This is a genomic window from Saccharothrix sp. ALI-22-I (assembly GCF_001984175.1).
Lineage (GTDB): Bacteria > Actinomycetota > Actinomycetes > Mycobacteriales > Pseudonocardiaceae > Actinosynnema.
In genome coordinates, this window is record NZ_MTQP01000067.1 from 557,537 (window position 1) to 571,955 (window position 14,419).

19 protein-coding genes are annotated in these 14,419 nt (G+C 70.0%); 9 read left to right on the forward strand and 10 right to left on the reverse strand.

All coding sequences use genetic code 11. The features are described from left to right. The first annotated feature begins 208 nt into the window (after positions 1–208). The gene (locus ALI22I_RS35050) at positions 209–1,153 is read left to right on the forward strand and encodes a diacylglycerol/lipid kinase family protein (RefSeq protein ID WP_077009824.1); all 945 of its coding nucleotides are present in this window, start codon (positions 209–211) and stop codon (positions 1,151–1,153) included. 226 nt (positions 1,154–1,379) lie between these two features. After that, positions 1,380–1,634 carry a WhiB family transcriptional regulator gene (locus ALI22I_RS35055; RefSeq protein WP_077009825.1) on the forward strand — a complete coding sequence of 85 codons (255 nt, stop codon included), beginning with the start codon at positions 1,380–1,382 and terminating at the stop codon, positions 1,632–1,634. A gap of 131 nt (positions 1,635–1,765) precedes the next feature. Here ALI22I_RS35055 and ALI22I_RS35060 read toward each other — a convergent pair whose 3' ends face one another. Continuing rightward, positions 1,766–3,244: a PAS domain-containing sensor histidine kinase gene (locus ALI22I_RS35060; RefSeq protein ID WP_077009826.1), complete on the reverse strand. Its 1,479-nt coding sequence runs from the start codon at positions 3,242–3,244 to the stop codon at positions 1,766–1,768. Further along, positions 3,245–3,460 (reverse strand): biotin/lipoyl-binding carrier protein, encoded by a 216-nt coding sequence (locus ALI22I_RS35065; RefSeq protein WP_077009827.1) that lies wholly within the window; start codon positions 3,458–3,460, stop codon positions 3,245–3,247. Between the two features lie 107 nt (positions 3,461–3,567). Here ALI22I_RS35065 and ALI22I_RS55740 point away from each other — a divergent pair, with 107 nt between their 5' ends. Further along, positions 3,568–3,642: a 50S ribosomal protein bL37 gene (locus ALI22I_RS55740; RefSeq protein ID WP_096498094.1), complete on the forward strand. Its 75-nt coding sequence runs from the start codon at positions 3,568–3,570 to the stop codon at positions 3,640–3,642. Positions 3,643–3,705: 63 nt separating this feature from the next. Here ALI22I_RS55740 and rsrA read toward each other — a convergent pair whose 3' ends face one another. Further along, positions 3,706–4,002, reverse strand: coding sequence for a mycothiol system anti-sigma-R factor (rsrA, locus tag ALI22I_RS35070; protein ID WP_077009828.1), 297 nt, complete (start codon positions 4,000–4,002; stop codon positions 3,706–3,708). Further along, positions 4,002–4,625: a sigma-70 family RNA polymerase sigma factor gene (locus ALI22I_RS35075; RefSeq protein WP_077009829.1), complete on the reverse strand. Its 624-nt coding sequence runs from the start codon at positions 4,623–4,625 to the stop codon at positions 4,002–4,004. Before ALI22I_RS35075 ends, rsrA begins: the two co-directional genes overlap by 1 nt. A gap of 227 nt (positions 4,626–4,852) precedes the next feature. On the opposite strand from ALI22I_RS35075, the gene ybaK reads away from it, so the two are divergent. Beyond that, positions 4,853–5,329: a Cys-tRNA(Pro) deacylase gene (gene ybaK, locus ALI22I_RS35080; RefSeq protein WP_077009830.1), complete on the forward strand. Its 477-nt coding sequence runs from the start codon at positions 4,853–4,855 to the stop codon at positions 5,327–5,329. A 48-nt stretch (positions 5,330–5,377) separates the two neighbouring features. Here the strand turns inward: ybaK and ALI22I_RS35085 are convergent, their stop codons facing one another. Then, positions 5,378–6,001, reverse strand: a complete 624-nt coding sequence (locus tag ALI22I_RS35085; protein ID WP_077009831.1) for an alpha/beta hydrolase family protein — start codon at positions 5,999–6,001, stop codon at positions 5,378–5,380. Continuing rightward, positions 5,998–6,759, reverse strand: a complete 762-nt coding sequence (locus ALI22I_RS35090; protein ID WP_077009832.1) for an SOS response-associated peptidase — start codon at positions 6,757–6,759, stop codon at positions 5,998–6,000. Before ALI22I_RS35090 ends, ALI22I_RS35085 begins: the two co-directional genes overlap by 4 nt. A gap of 99 nt (positions 6,760–6,858) precedes the next feature. Between ALI22I_RS35090 and aroA the strand changes: the two genes are divergently transcribed. The 3 genes from aroA (at position 6,859) to ALI22I_RS35105 (ending at position 9,752) form a co-directional block, all read left to right on the forward strand. Beyond that, a complete protein-coding gene (gene aroA, locus ALI22I_RS35095) occupies positions 6,859–8,154 on the forward strand; it encodes a 3-phosphoshikimate 1-carboxyvinyltransferase (RefSeq protein WP_077009833.1) in 1,296 nt (431 codons plus the stop codon). A 1-nt stretch (position 8,155) separates the two neighbouring features. Beyond that, on the forward strand, positions 8,156–9,166 hold the full coding sequence (gene rsgA, locus ALI22I_RS35100; RefSeq protein ID WP_077009834.1) for a ribosome small subunit-dependent GTPase A: 1,011 nt from the start codon (positions 8,156–8,158) through the stop codon (positions 9,164–9,166). A gap of 217 nt (positions 9,167–9,383) precedes the next feature. Further along, on the forward strand, positions 9,384–9,752 hold the full coding sequence (locus ALI22I_RS35105) for a VOC family protein (protein WP_077009835.1): 369 nt from the start codon (positions 9,384–9,386) through the stop codon (positions 9,750–9,752). Between the two features lie 181 nt (positions 9,753–9,933). Here ALI22I_RS35105 and ALI22I_RS35110 read toward each other — a convergent pair whose 3' ends face one another. From ALI22I_RS35110 to ALI22I_RS35120, 3 genes are read right to left on the reverse strand one after another with little or no spacing between them, the layout of a single operon-like run. After that, positions 9,934–10,425 (reverse strand): DUF6912 family protein, encoded by a 492-nt coding sequence (locus ALI22I_RS35110; RefSeq protein WP_077009836.1) that lies wholly within the window; start codon positions 10,423–10,425, stop codon positions 9,934–9,936. Beyond that, positions 10,422–11,798, reverse strand: coding sequence for a WS/DGAT/MGAT family O-acyltransferase (locus ALI22I_RS35115; protein ID WP_077009837.1), 1,377 nt, complete (start codon positions 11,796–11,798; stop codon positions 10,422–10,424). The genes ALI22I_RS35110 and ALI22I_RS35115 overlap by 4 nt, the downstream gene beginning before the upstream one ends. Positions 11,799–11,808: 10 nt before the next feature. Continuing rightward, a complete protein-coding gene (locus ALI22I_RS35120; RefSeq protein WP_077009838.1) occupies positions 11,809–12,477 on the reverse strand; it encodes a phosphotransferase in 669 nt (222 codons plus the stop codon). A 12-nt stretch (positions 12,478–12,489) separates the two neighbouring features. Here ALI22I_RS35120 and ALI22I_RS35125 point away from each other — a divergent pair, with 12 nt between their 5' ends. After that, positions 12,490–13,290, forward strand: coding sequence for a TrmH family RNA methyltransferase (locus ALI22I_RS35125; RefSeq protein ID WP_077010158.1), 801 nt, complete (start codon positions 12,490–12,492; stop codon positions 13,288–13,290). A 206-nt stretch (positions 13,291–13,496) separates the two neighbouring features. On the opposite strand, the gene ALI22I_RS35130 is transcribed toward ALI22I_RS35125, so the two are convergent. Further along, entirely contained in the window at positions 13,497–13,907 is a 411-nt protein-coding gene (locus ALI22I_RS35130) for an HAD-IA family hydrolase (protein ID WP_443216991.1), read from the reverse strand. 58 nt (positions 13,908–13,965) lie between these two features. On the opposite strand from ALI22I_RS35130, the gene ALI22I_RS55745 reads away from it, so the two are divergent. Then, entirely contained in the window at positions 13,966–14,346 is a 381-nt protein-coding gene (locus ALI22I_RS55745; RefSeq protein ID WP_443216992.1) for an Rv3235 family protein, read from the forward strand. Positions 14,347–14,419: the final 73 nt, after the last annotated feature.

Sequence of the window (14,419 nt, forward strand, 5' to 3'; positions counted from 1 at the left end):
CCGGTTGGCGTGTCCCTTTTGGCCGCCGCACGAGCGATGATCAAAGGAAGTCTTCGGCGAGCCGGCGGTCGGGTCGGGGTGCACTTGTCGCGAGACTCACGGCAACGGGACGTGGAAAGGAGACGTGGACCACTTTCGTGCGTTCTGGACCCGCCTACCGGGTGACGTGCGACCTGTCCGAGGTCACGCACTGTCTTACCCTTCAGTAGTGCGCGCACTTCTGGTGGTCAACCCGCAGGCGACGGCGACCACGCCTGCCGGCCGGGACGTGCTGGCGCACGCGCTGGCCAGTGATGTGAAGCTCGACATCGTCGAGACGGACTACCGCGGGCACGCGGCGAACGCCGCCGCGCGTGCCGTCGTGGACGGGTACGACCTGGTCGTGGCCCACGGCGGCGACGGCACCGTGAACGAGGTGGTCAACGGTGTGCTGCGCGAGGGCGCGCAGCCGGGCCTGCCCATGCTCGGCGTGGTGCCCGGCGGGTCGGCGAACGTGTTCGCGGGCGCGCTCGGTCTGCCGCGCGACCCGGTCGAGGCCACCTACCGCCTGCTCCAGGCCATCGAGCACGGCACCAGCCGCAAGGTCAGCCTCGGTCACGTGGCGTCCACGGGCTGGGGCACCGACCACGACCGCTGGTTCACCTTCAACGCGGGCGTCGGCTGGGACGCCGACGTGGTCGCGGGCGTCGAGGAGCAGCGCGCCAAGGGCCGCCAGGCTTCGCCCGGCCTGTACGTGCGCACCGCGTTGACCAGCTACTTCACCGAACGCAGGCGGCCGTCCGCGCTCACCGTGCAGATCCCCGGCGAGCCGGCGTTCGAGGACGTGCGGCTGGCGTTCGTCTCGAACACCGACCCGTGGACGTACCTCGGTGACAAGGCCATCCGACTCAACCCGAGCACCTCGTTCGACGGCGGTCTGGGCTTGTTCGCGCTGCACGGGATGGGATTGCCGACAGTTCTTCGCTACGTCACGCATCTTTTGGCCACGGACGGGAACCCCAAAGGAGGGAACCTGCTCCGGCGCGACGACGTTGAGTTCGTTCGGGTGACGAGTCCGGACCCCGTCAACCTCCAGGTGGACGGGGACCTGCTCGGTGCCTGCACCGAAGTGGAGTTCACATCTGTGCCGGGTGCACTGACCGTAGCTGTGTAACCATGGTGTAACCGGCTCGGTACCTGTCCGCGATCTTGCAACCTGGTGTGACACCCCTCAGTGAAACCCCAGGTGAACTTAGTCGATCTTTCGGGTGAGTTCACTCACCGGGTTGGTGCTAAACCCTTGACATCCCCGCCGTTCGTGAAAGCATTCACAAGCACCCCAAAACCGACCGCTGACGAGTGGCGCGCCTTCGCGCGCGCCTAGCTGAGGAGTAGTTCCAATGGACTGGCGCCACCGCGCGATCTGCCGCGACGAGGACCCCGAGCTGTTCTTCCCCGTGGGGAACAGCGGTCCTGCGCTCTTGCAGATCGCCGAGGCGAAGACCGTCTGCCGCCGTTGCCCCGTCGTCTCCGACTGCCTCGCGTGGGCGTTGGAGAGCGGCCAGGACGCCGGTGTGTGGGGCGGGATGAGCGAAGACGAGCGTCGCGCCCTGAAGCGTCGCAACGCCCGCACCCGGGCTCGCACCAACGCCTGAGTGCCACACAGAGCACAAACGAAAGGCCCGACACCGTGCCAGGTGTCGGGCCTTTCGTCTTTCGTTGCACACCCTCCCGCATGACCACGTGACTCCGCTGAGGCAGGTCGTCACGTGTGCACGGGAGCAGTCTAACGCCGCGCTCTGAGCGGTACGCGCAGGACCGCCTCTGTACCGCCTCGGGGCCGGCGCCGCAAGCTCAACGAGCCTCTGAGTTCGGATTCGACGAGCGTTCGAACGATCTGCAGTCCGAGCCGGTCGGTGCGCTCCAGCGAGAACCCCGGCGGCAGGCCGCGGCCGTCGTCCGAGATCACCACGTCCAGCCACTTCGCCGAGCGCTCGGAGTGCACGACGACCTCACCGCGCTGGCCCGCCGCATACGCGTGCTCGAACGCGTTCTGCACGAGTTCGGTCAGCACCATCACCAGCGGGGTGGCGAGCTCGGCCGGCACGATGCCGAACTTCCCGTCGCGGCGCACCACGACCTGCGATTCGGTGGCGGCGACGTCGGACATCATCGGGATGACCTTGTCCACGACGTCGTCGAGGTCCACCCGCTCGTCCACCGACATGGACAGCGTCTCGTGCACCAAGGCGATCGACGTCACCCGGCGGACCGACTCGGCCAGCGCCTCGCGCGCTTCCTCGCTGCTGGTCCGGCGGCTCTGCAGGCGCAGCAGCGCGGCCACGGTCTGGAGGTTGTTCTTCACCCGGTGGTGGATCTCGCGGATCGTCGCGTCCTTGGACATGAGGGCGCGGTCGCGGCGGCGGACCTCGGTGACGTCCCGGCAGAGCACGAGCGCGCCCGCCGCACTGCCCCGCGGCCGCAGCGGCAGGGCGCGGAACAGCACCGCCGCGCCACGACGCGACTCGGCCTCGATGCGCATGCTCGGCTGGCCGTCCAGTGCCGCCCGGATGCGCTGCGCGACCTCGGTGGCGTCGAACGGGTCGCCGATCAGGGACCGGGTGAGCGGGGCCAGGTGCACGCCGACCAGGTCGGACGCGTGGCCCATGCGGTGGTAGGCGCTCAGCGCGTTGGGGCTGGCGAACACCACCGCGCCGGAGGCGTCCAGCCGGATCAGGCCGTCACCGACGCGCGGGCTGGTGTGCACGTCCGGGGACGGCTCGGTGGTCGGGAACGTGCCGTCGGAGATCATCTGGCACAGGTCGGCGGCGCTGCCCAGGTAGGAGATCTCCAGCGGGCTGGGCACGCGCGGCACGGCCAGGTTGGTGTTGCGGCTGAGCACCGCGATGACCTCGTCGTGCCGCTTGACCGGAATCGCCTCACGGCGGACCGGCACGCCCAGGTGCCAGCGCGGGTCCTCCTCGCGGCAGATCCGCGACTCGGTGATGGCCCGGCGCAACTGGGGGTGCTCCTCGACGTCGACCATGCTGCCGACGACGTCCTCGGGGTGGGCCGTCGGCGCGGTCGTCGGCCGGGCCTGGGCGACGCACAGGAACGTGGTGTCGTCCAGCGGCACCCACATCAGGAAGTCGGCGAAGCTGAGGTCGGAGAGCAACTGCCACTCCGCGACCACCAGTTGCAGGTGGTCGACGGCGGCTCCGGAGAGCTTGGTGTGCTCGGCGAGCAGATCGGTGAGCGTGGACAGCTACTCCACCACCGCGATGAGGTCGCCCTCTTGGACCACGTCCCCGGTGGACACGGCGATGCGGGTGATCCTGCCGGCGCTCTCGGGGAGGACCGGGATCTCCATCTTCATGCTCTCCAGCACCACGAGGGTGGTCTCGTGCGTGACCTCGTCACCCTCTTTGACGGCGATCTGGGCCACGTTCGCCACGATCTCCGCCCGGATTTCCTCGGCCATGGTCCTCCTTAGTCCGGGCCCATCCAACCACGATTCAGACCCGGTGCCATGGCCAGGTGACCGCGTGACACACTGTGGTCAGGTAGTTCGAGCACTAGGAGAACCCCATGTCGAAGCGTGCCCGCAAGCGCCGCGACCGCAAGAAGGGTGGCGCCAACCACGGGAAGCGCCCCAACGCCTGATCGACTTCACGGCGTGCGAAGGGCCCCGGAGCACACGCTCCGGGGCCCTTCGACTTTCCGGCGTCAGGTGCTCGACGTCTCGGGCGCCGTCGTGCGGATCTCGACCTCGACCGTGGTCTGGTAGAGCCGCGCGCGCAGCCGCTGCTTGAGCTCCTCGGGTGCGTGCTCACCGCCGCACTTGCGGGCCAGCAGGTCCTTCAGGTGCTCCTCGATGCCGTACTGCTCCAGGCACGGGTGGCACTCCTCCAGGTGGGTCTTGAGCAGGTGCTGCCGCTTCTCGTCGCACTCGTGGTCGAGGAACAGGTACACCTCGGCCAGTACCTCGGAGCAGTCCGTTTCGTGAGGTTTCCCGCAGCTCATCAGCCCGCCACCTCCTGCTGACCGTCGCGGAGGAAGCCGCGCTCGCGCGCGGTGTCCGCCAACTGGTCCCGAAGCTGCCTGCGGCCCCGGTGCAACCGGGACATCACGGTGCCGATGGGGGTGCCCATGATGTCTGCGATCTCCTTGTACGCGAAGCCCTCCACGTCCGCGAGGTAGACCGCGATCCGGAACTCCTCGGGCAGCCGCTGCAAGGCTTGTTTGACGTCTGAATCCGGCAACCGGTCCATCGCCTCGACCTCGGCCGACCGCAGACCGGTCGAGGTGTGGCTCTCCGCCTGCGCCAACTGCCAGTCGGTGATCTCGTCCGTCGGCTGCTGGATCGGCTGGCGCTGCTTCTTGCGGTAGCCGTTGATGTAGGTGTTGGTGAGGATGCGGTACAGCCAGGCCTTGAGGTTCGTGCCCGCCGAGAAGGACGCGAAGGCGGCGTATGCCTTGAGGTAAGTCTCTTGGACCAGGTCCTCGGCGTCGGCAGGGTTGCGGGTCATCCGCAGGGCCGCCGAGTACAACTGGTCGAGCATCGGCATCGCGTCGCGCTCGAACCGCGCCGCGCGTTCGGCCGTTGTCTCGTCAGTCGGCGTGACCTGCGTTCGGGTGGCTGGCACCGCGCTCCCTTCCCACCGGCTGGTGAGCGCGGCGGACGGAACTGTCTGGGACGCAGTCGAGGATACGCGGCGGTCGCCGGGACGGCAGTGAGCCGAGCCACGCGGCGGTCGAGCCTTGACCGTCCTGCTGACCTGCTGATCCATCACCTCGGTAGCCACGTTCGGCACCAACGCGACAAGCCCGCCGCACATTCCCGCCCACGGTTCCTGCACTAAGGTGCGCGATCATGGCCGGACGTGGGACGCCCGCCACCGCGTTGCTGGACAAGCAGAAGGTGGCGTACACGCTGCACGCGTACGAGCACGATCCCCGCCACGAGTCGTACGGGCTGGAGGCCGCGGAAGCGCTCGGGATCGCGCCGGAACGCGTGTTCAAAACGCTGGTCGCGGACGTGGACGGGAAGCTGGCGGTCGGTGTGGTGCCGGTCACGGGGCAGTTGGACCTGAAGGCGTTGGCCGCCGCCGTGGGCGGGAAGAAGGCGAAGATGGCCGACGTCGCGGGTGCGGAGCGGGCCACCGGGTACGTGGCGGGCGGTATCTCGCCGTTGGGGCAGAAGAAGCGGCTGCCGGTGGTGTTGGACGCATCCGCCGAGGGCTTCGCGACCATCTACTGCTCGGCCGGACGGCGTGGGCTGGAAGTCGAGATCGCGCCCGAAGACCTGGTCAGGCTGACGCAGGGCGTCGTCGCGCCGATCTCGGCCTGAGCGCGGTCGGACGCCACGAGCCGGTTCTCCGTTGGCTGTGGTCGTGTCTCAGACTTCGAGGGGCCGCAGCACGCGGGCCAGCCACTCGCCGACCGTGCGGCCCACCGCGTCCACGTCGGCCTTGAGGTTGTGGTCGCCGGGCAGCAGCACGACGTCCCGGTGGTGCCGGTGGTGCGCCGGGTCGGGTCGGCCGAACGGGTCGTTCTCGCCCTGCACCACCAGGACCGGGACCTCGACGTCGTCCAGCTCCGACATCCGGGACTTCTCCGGCTTGCCCGGCGGGTGCACCGGGAACGCCAGGCACAGCACCGCCACCGCCTGGCCCTCGGACGCCGTCCGGCACGCCACCCGTGCGCCGGACGACCGGCCGCCGAACACCATCGGCAGGTCGTCGAACCAGCGGGTACCCAGCTCGTCCACCACCGCGAGCCACGCCGCGTCAAGCTGCTTGGCGGGCGCGGGCGCGCGGCGGCCTGCCACCCGGTAGGGCTGCTCGACCAGCGCCACGTGCACGCCGGCGTCCACCGCCGCACGGGTCGCCGCCACCAGGTCCGGCGCGGCGATCCCGCCACCGGCGCCGTGCCCGAGCAGCAGCACCGCCCGGCCCTCGGCGGCGCAGTGCAACTCGGCCCGCGCCGGCCCGTACGGGGTGTCGACCAGGCGCGAGGTCATTTCAACTCGAACAAGGTGGGCTCCGGTTTCTCGGATTCCCCCAGGCGAACCGCGTCCATCAGGGACGGGTCGTTGTTCTTGATGCTGTTGACCTTCATCGACACCGGGCGCAGCTCCAGCGCGTTGACCAGGTCGAGGTCGGGCGCGAGCAGGTCCTTCGGGTCGGCGTTGTCCGGGTCGAGCCACGCCGCCCAGCGGTCCTTCGGCAGCACCAGCGGCATCCGGTGGTGCACGGAGGTCATCTCGCCGATCGCGTCCGTGGTCAGCACGGCGCAGGTGATGATCGGCTTGCGCTCGTCGCCCTCCTGCTGCCACCACACCGACCAGATGCCGGCCATCGCGATGCTGGAATCGTCACCGGGGTTGATGAAGTACGGCTGCTTGCGGCCCTCGCCCGGCTGCCACTCGTACCAGCCGGAGGCCGGGACGATGCACCGGCGCTTGGCCGCCGAGTCGCGGTAGGCGGGCTTCTCCAGCACGCTCTCCGCCCGCGCGTTGATCATCTTCGCGGCGCCGGACAGGTCCTTGGCCCAGTGCGGCACCAGGCCCCAGCGCATCACGCGGACGCTGCGCTCGGTGGTGTCCGGGTCGGGGTTTCCCTCGTCGTCACGCGGGTGGCGCTCGACGACGGCCAACACCGGCTTGGTGGGCGCGACGTTGTAGTCCGGGCTGGGGGCGTCACCCTCGGTGGCGTCCACCGCGTCGAACTCCGCCGCCAGCAGGGCGGGGTTCTTCGTGGAGGCGTACCTGCCGCACACAACTCTTCCCCTCTGCCGATCTCTGTTCCGAATGGCCATCGTCGCACGTCGTAATGCCCGGTGCGAGCTGTCGCACACCCGATGCGGAATCATCGAGCCATGACTCAGCAGTGGTCCGCTCCCACCGCCGACGGCCCCGTGCACGCGACGGTACCCGTTCCCGGTTCCAAGTCGATCACCAACAGAGCGCTGGTGCTGGCCTCGCTGGCCGACCGCGCGTCCACCGTGCACGCGCCGCTGCGCAGCCGCGACACCAACCTGATGGCCGCCGGGCTCGGGTCGCTCGGCATCGGCCTCGACGACGGCCCGGACGGATCGTGGCTGGTCACACCTCATGCGATGCACGGTCCGGCGCACATCGACTGCGGCCTCGCGGGCACTGTCATGCGGTTCCTGCCGCCCGCCGCCGCTCTGGCGGTCGGCGACATCACGTTCGACGGGGACCCGCACGCGCGGACCCGGCCGATGACCACGATCCTGGACGCGCTGCGCGCGTTGGGGGCCGATGTGGAGGGCGCCGGGCTGCCGTTCACGCTGCACGGCAAGGGCGGTGTGCCCGGCGGCGAGGTCACCATCGACGCGTCGGCGTCGTCCCAGTTCGTGTCCGGTCTGCTGCTGTCGGCGGCGCGGTACGAGAGCGGCGTGACCATCCGGCACTCGGGTAGGCCTGTGCCGTCGCTGCCGCACATCGAGATGACCGTGGCCATGCTGCGCGAGGCGGGGGTCGTCGTGGACGACTCGACGCCGAACGTGTGGCGCGTCGAACCGGGGACCATCACGGGCCGCGACTGGCACGTGGAGCCGGACCTGTCCAACGCCACCCCGTTCCTCGCGGCGGCGGCCGTGACCGGCGGTGAGGTGACCATTCCCGGTTGGCCGGCCGAGACCACCCAGCCCGGTGGTGCGGCGCGTGAGCTCTTCGAACGCATGGGGTGCTCGGTGCGGCTCACGTCCGCCGGCCTCACCTTGTCGGGCCCCGAAAAGCTGGTCGGCGTGGACGTGGACCTCAAGGACGAGAGCGAGCTGACGCCGACCGTCGCGGCCCTGGCGGCGCTCGCCGTCGGCCCGACCCGCATCCGCGGCGTCGCGCACATCCGCGGCCACGAGACGGACCGGATCGCCGCGCTCGTCACCGAGATCAACCGGTTGGGCGGCAACGCCGAGGAGACCGAGGACGGTCTGGTCATCTCGCCGCGACCGCTGCGCGGCGAGGTGTGGCGGGCCTACGCCGACCACCGGATGGCCACCGCGGGCGCGATCATCGGGCTGGTGGTCGAGGGCGTGTCCGTGGACGACATCGGGTCGACCGCCAAGACGATCCCGGACTTCCCGGGGATGTGGGCCGCCATGCTGGGGACCTCGCTGTCGGGGACCTCGATGGCGGGGACGCGCTGACGTGGCACGCGGCGACTGGCGGCGGTTGGACGAGTCCGACGTGCGGGTGCGGCCGGGCAAGGGGACCCGGCCGCGCAGCAAGCGCCGGCCCGAGCACGCGGACGCCATGCCCGCCATGGTCGTCGGGGTGGACCGGGGGCGGTGGACGTGCGCGATGGACGACGACCCGACACGGCTGGTCGTCGCCATGCGGGCGCGGGAACTCGGCCGCACGCCGGTCGTCGTGGGCGATCACGTCGGTCTGGTGGGTGACACCTCCGGTCAGCCGGACACGTTGGCGCGGATCGTCCGGGTCGAGGAGCGGCGCAGCGTGCTGCGGCGGACCGCGGACGACACCGACCCGTTCGAGCGGGTCGTGGTCGCCAACGCCGAGCAGCTGGTGATCGTGTCGGCGTTGGCCGATCCGCAGCCGCGCCGGGGTTTCATCGACCGCTGCCTGGTCGCCGCGTACGCGGGCGGGCTGGAACCGCTGCTGTGCCTGACGAAGTCCGACCTGGCCTCACCGGACGACCTGCTCGCCGCGTACGCCGAACTGGACCTGCCGGTGGTCGTGACGCGCTCCGACCAGGACCCCGACGAGCTGCGGTCACGCCTGGTGAACCGCCTGTCGGCGCTCATCGGCCATTCAGGCGTGGGCAAGTCGACTTTGGTGAACAAGCTGGTACCCGACGCCCGCCGCGCCGTAGGAGTGGTCAGCGGCGTAGGCAAAGGCCGCCACACCTCCACCCAAACCGTCGCCCTCCCCCTCCCGGAAGGCGGATGGGCCGTGGACACCCCCGGCATCCGCTCGTTCGGCCTGGCGCACATCACCCCCGACGACATCGTCGCCGCGTTCCCCGACATGAAGGCCATGGCCGAGGAGTGCCCCTCCGGCTGCGGCCACCAGGGCCCTCCCGAAGACCCGAACTGCATGCTCGACGACCTCGTCCGCACCGGCGAAGCCTCCCCCGGCCGTCTCGCCTCCCTCCGCCGCCTCCTGGAGTCCCGCGGCAAACTGGAGGAATACGACTAGCCCTCGACGGTTGTCGGGCACGAACGTCTCCTCCACCGAGCGCGGGCTGATCCGGCGCTGGAGGCGTTCGCCTTCGAGTCGGGCCACTCGCCGGAGCGGAGAGTCACGGTCGGCACTGCCGGGTGCGTACGCTCGCGCCGTTTCGTTAACCGGTTCGGGTGGCGACGTGACCGCGTCCATGGGCTCCTCATGGCACGCGGTAGTACGGTGCGCAGCCGTGGCGAAGGTGACTGGTATCGGCGGCGTTTTCCTGCGCGCCCGCAATCCCGAACGCATGGCCGAGTGGTACCGCCGGCACCTCGGCGTGCCGATGAGCGCGAGTGGCGCGATCACGTTCCACTGGGTGGAGGCGGAGACGACGACGTTCGCGCTGTTCGCGAACGACACCGATTACTTCGGCGAACCCGGACAGCGAGCCATGATCAACCTGCGGGTGGACGACCTGCCCGGTCTGTTGGAGCAGTTGCGCGGGCGCGGAGTCGAGGTGCTGCCGCAGACGGAGGACTCGGAGTTCGGCCGGTTCGGCTGGTGCGTCGACCCCGAGGGCAACCGCATCGAACTCTGGCAACCACCGCCCGGCATGTAGCGCCGCCACGGCGAAGCAGAGGTCCCCGCCAAGGGGACCCCTGCTTTGATCTTGCCACCAGGGCCCGACAACTGTCGTCGCCGAAGCCGGTTCCTGTGGATAACTCGGGCGCCTGTGGACAACTTCCGTGGCACCGGGTTTCGCGATCCCCTCGACTGAGAGGGCGTTCCGCGAGACCGGGCTACATCAGCTCCAGCAGGAACGGCAGCTCCTGTGGCGCGTACCAGGCCAGTTCGTGGTCCTCGGCCCCGCCCAGCGCGAACTCCGCGTCCGGATCACCCAGATCCGCCGCGTCGATCACGTCGGCCGCCGCCCGCACGTCGTCCTCGGCCTCCAACGTGTCCAGGTGGATCGCGGCCACCAAACTCATCGGCACCGGGCCCGACAGCTTCACCACCGAGAAATCCAGGTCCGGCCGCAGCGTCACGTCCGGCACGTCCGCCGACACCACCGCACGCCTCGGCACGGCCTTCTCGTCGCCCGCGATCAGCCGCAGCGAACCACGAGCGGCGTCGAGCATCGCCGAGTACTCGAGCTCCTCCGTATCCCCGGTCGCATACGACTCGCGCAACGCGGGCGTCAGGGCGAACCCCGTCCCACCCACCGCAACGAACTCACCCTTGTCCGCCAGATCGCGCAACATCGCGACAGTCGCCGGGAGGTACACCCTCATGTGGACACCGTTCCCATCAGTTCCTCCACCGACTCCTCGACCATCGCCGCCAGGACGTCCACATCGGACATCGCGTCACGGTCGGCGTTCAGGCCGAAGTACACGCCACCGTCATAAGACGTCACGCCGATCGACAACGCCTGGTTTTTCGCCAACGGCACAACCGGGAACATCTCGATCATCTTCGCCCCCGCCGCGTACAGCGGCACCTGCGGCCCCGGCACGTTCGTCACCACGACGTTGAACAACCGCCGCGAGAACGACGACGCCGCCCGTGCACCCAGCGCGTGCAGGGTGGGCGGCGCGAACCCCGAGAACCGCACCAACGTCTGGGCCGCCACCGACTGCCCCGACTCCTGGTGCGCGCGCATCGCGTGCGACACGTGGTGCAGCCGCACGACCGGGTTCGGCTCCCCCACCGGCAGGTCCACCAGGTACGCCGACACCTGCGTCTCGTCGTCGCGCACCGACATGGGCGCCATCGCCCGGATCGTGGTCCCCGCCGTCACGACCTCGCCGCGCGACAGCAGCCAGTTCCGCATCGCACCGGACAGCGCGGCCAGCACACCGTCGTTGACGGTGCCGCCGTGCGCCCGCCGGATCGCCCGGAACTCGTCCAACCTGGTCCGCGCCACCGCGAACCGCCGCTGCGGCGAGATCCGCACGTTCAACGGGCTGCCGGGCGCGGGCGTGGCGGCGGTCCGCACGGCGGACGCCAGCCCGCCGAACACACCGACGACCTTGCGCACCGTCGCCACCGTGTCCATGGTCGCCGACCGGACGTTCTCCACCATCTCACCGGGCCGCTGCACGGCCTCGGCCACCGCGTCCGCCACCAACTGCAGCCCGCTGGGCTGGGGCGAAGGCATCCACAACGCCTCCACCGGCGGCCGGGGCGTGGCGGACACGTCCAGGATCACCTGCCCGATCTCCGGCGCGCCGATGCCGGACACCATCGCCTGGTGGGTCTTGGTGATCACCGCGGTCCGGTTCCGGGCCAGGCCCTCGACCAGGTAGATCTCCCACAGCGGGCGGGTGTGGTCCAGCGGGCGGGACATCAGCCGGGCCACCAGGTCGTGCAACTGCTGGTCGCTGCCCGGCTTCGGCAACGCCGACCGCCGCACGTGGTACGTGACGTCGAAGTCCGGGTCGTCCACCCACACCGGCCGCGCCAGCCGTCCGGGCACCTGCGCGACCTTCTGCCGGTACCGGGGCACCAGCGACAGCCGCTGCTCGATCAGGTCGACCAACCGGTCGTAGTCGAACCCGGTGCGCGGCCTGCGGAACACCGCCACCCCACCGACGTGCATCGGCGTCGTGGAGTCCTCCAGGTACAGGAACGAGGCGTCCAGCGCGGACAGGCGGTCGGGCATGCCGCCCAGGCTAGTCGGTGCAATCGGCCACGAGCCTGCGCACGGCGTTGACCTCGGCATCGTCGCGTTCGTGCCGGGCCAGCCTGATCGCCGCGGCCGCCGGCATGGCCCGCCGGGCCTCGACCCGCACCGAGTGGTCCATCCCCGACAGGAACCCGCGCACCAGCCGTGATCGGGCGAGCCGCTTGAACGGCCGCAACGGCGCCACCGCGATCGCCAACCAGCTCAGCGCGACGTCCACCTTGCGGTCGCCCTTGCGCGCACACGCCCAGTCGACGACCACCGCGCCCTCCGGGCCCATCACCACGTTGCCGGGGTGCAGGTCGAGGTGCAGCAGGTCGCCGTCGCCGTCCAGGAACGTCGGCGCGGGCACCTGGTCCAGCTTGCGGTGCAGTTCGGCCAGCTCACGGCCCAACGCGCCCGCGCGCCACGGCTTGGCGTCCAGCTCCTGCGACATGCGCGGACCGGGGACGTACTCCATGACCAGGTCGTTCTCCGACGCGTCCGCCACCCTCGGCACCGGTATGCCGTGCCGACGCAGGTAGCGCATCAGCTCGGCTTCGGACGTCAGGTCACGGCCCGCACGGCTGCGCTTGACCAGCAGGCCGTCCGGACGCAGGTAGATGTCCGCCTCCCGGCCACTGGCCAGCAGACGGTGCGCCTCGTCGCGCGATGTCATGTGACGATCATCATGATTGACAGCGCCGGCACAACCCCCATTCGGGTAGAGCACACTTACTCCGTGGATGTGTCACCCAAGGACAAGTTCGTCACCGTGTACGGCCGCAAGCCCGTGCTGGAAGCCCTCGACGACCCGCGACTCGAAGTCGACAAGGTCATGCTCGCCGACACGGCGCGCGGCCAGGCCGCCCGGGAGATCCTGGACGCGGCCCACCGCCGGGGCGTCACGGTCCAGCGGGCGACGGCGCAGCGGGTCAAGGTGCTGGCCGGGAACGGGAAGCAGGACCAGGGCGTGCTGGCGGACGTCGTCGCGCCGCGGATGCGTCCGCTTGAGCTGGGTCTGCGCGACGGGCCGCGGAACGTGCTGGTGCTCGACGGCATCACCACGCCGGCGAACGTCGGCATGATCCTGCGGACCGCGACGGCCGCCGGGATGGACGGCATCGTGGTGCCGCGCCGGGGTGTCGCGTCGATCGACCCGATGGTGGTGAAGGCTTCGGCGGGGGTGGCGTTCCGCGCGCCGGTGCTGCGGTGCGCGACGGCTGCCGAGGCGGCGGCTTCGCTGAGTGCCGCCGGTTACCCGATCTACGCGCTCGACGCGAACGCGTCGGAGTCGGTGTACTCGGCGGACCTGGCGGGGCGGGCGGCGTTCGTGCTGGGCAGTGAGACGGCGGGCATCTCCGACGACGTGCGGCCGCACGTGACCGGGTGGCTGTCGATCCCGATGGCGGCGGGTGTCGAGTCGCTGAACGTGGCGAGTGCGGCGGCGGTGCTGTGCTTCGAGGTCGTGCGGCGGCGCACCACCGGCTGAACCTTTAGTTCTCTGGGCTATCTAGGGTTCTTCGGGTTCTTCGGGCGCAGCACGGGCGCCGGAGGGCCGCTCCGACACCCGCGCTGCCTGCCACTGCCATTTATCGAATCCGTGACATTCACCGATGTTGCTTAGAACGTACGGGGACGGTCGAGCGAGCGGCAATTCACCGCACGGGTGGGTTTTCGGTAGCCGTTCGTCACCGATTAACCCTGGAGGGGGATCTGGAGCAGTATTTCCAGTTCCTGAAGGGTGGATTGCACGGACTGGTGGTGCACACCCACCATTCCGGCTGCCGCGGCGCCCCGGACGTTGACCGCGAGGTCGTCCACGAAGACGCATTCGCGTGCCGGGAGGCCGAGTCGTTCGGCGGCGAGCAGGTAGATGCGCCGGTCCGGTTTCGCCATGCCGACTTCACCGGAGGTGATGACGACGTCGAACAGGCCGGCCCACTCGCTGGGGGGACTCCACAGGCCGTCGGCGTTGGACAGCACGGCGGTGAGAATGCCCTGGTCACGCGCTTGGCGGGTGGCCGTGAGCAGGGGCGGTTCGAGAGCGGTGTAGTCGTCGCCCAGGTCGGTCAGGACGCCGCCGAAGTCGAGCACCAGTCCCCGCACCCATGCCTCCATCAGGTGATCTTGGTACGCAACTCCGCCTGTTGGCACTCGGTTCAGCATGCCACCTCAACTGCGCACCCTGTCGTCAACAAGGCCCGCCACCACCCAACAGCTCCCGACCGAGCCCTCGGCCCCACCAACGGCCCACTCGCCCCTGGACGCCCGCCACTTCCTGTTCCCCCTGGTAGAAACCCTGAACGGCCGCCGCCCACCACGCCAACTGTCCGGCACGTTCACCCCACACGCCCTGACCACCCTGACCGACGCCACAACCCGAACCCAAACCCGCCTAGGCCGCTACCGCCTGTGCCACGTGTCGCCGGACGCGGCGGAGTTGGCGGGAACCCTCCACATGCCCACAAAAGTCCGAGCCTTCGCCGCCCGAGTAGAACGCCAAGGCTCACGCTGGCACTGCACCGAATTCCACCTACTCCCCTAACCACGCCTTAACCAGCCCCTGACCATGCCCTGACCAACGGTGTCCGAGTGGAAGGCCGACCAACCCATGCCGA

Bases quoted from the DNA above. Each gene is read 5' to 3' on its own strand.
- ALI22I_RS35055 (WP_077009825.1), top strand. From the start codon at position 1,380: ATGGACTGGCGCCACCGCGCGATCTGCCGCGACGAGGACCCCGAGCTG.
- ALI22I_RS35065 (WP_077009827.1), bottom strand. From the start codon at position 3,460: ATGGCCGAGGAAATCCGGGCGGAGATCGTGGCGAACGTGGCCCAGATC.
- rsrA (WP_077009828.1), bottom strand. From the start codon at position 4,002: ATGAGCTGCGGGAAACCTCACGAAACGGACTGCTCCGAGGTACTGGCC.
- ybaK (WP_077009830.1), top strand. From the start codon at position 4,853: ATGGCCGGACGTGGGACGCCCGCCACCGCGTTGCTGGACAAGCAGAAG.
- ALI22I_RS35085 (WP_077009831.1), bottom strand. From the start codon at position 6,001: ATGACCTCGCGCCTGGTCGACACCCCGTACGGGCCGGCGCGGGCCGAG.
- aroA (WP_077009833.1), top strand. From the start codon at position 6,859: ATGACTCAGCAGTGGTCCGCTCCCACCGCCGACGGCCCCGTGCACGCG.
- ALI22I_RS35110 (WP_077009836.1), bottom strand. From the start codon at position 10,425: ATGAGGGTGTACCTCCCGGCGACTGTCGCGATGTTGCGCGATCTGGCG.
- ALI22I_RS35115 (WP_077009837.1), bottom strand. From the start codon at position 11,798: ATGCCCGACCGCCTGTCCGCGCTGGACGCCTCGTTCCTGTACCTGGAG.
- ALI22I_RS35120 (WP_077009838.1), bottom strand. From the start codon at position 12,477: ATGACATCGCGCGACGAGGCGCACCGTCTGCTGGCCAGTGGCCGGGAG.
- ALI22I_RS35125 (WP_077010158.1), top strand. From the start codon at position 12,490: ATGATTGACAGCGCCGGCACAACCCCCATTCGGGTAGAGCACACTTAC.
- ALI22I_RS55745 (WP_443216992.1), top strand. From the start codon at position 13,966: ATGCCACCTCAACTGCGCACCCTGTCGTCAACAAGGCCCGCCACCACC.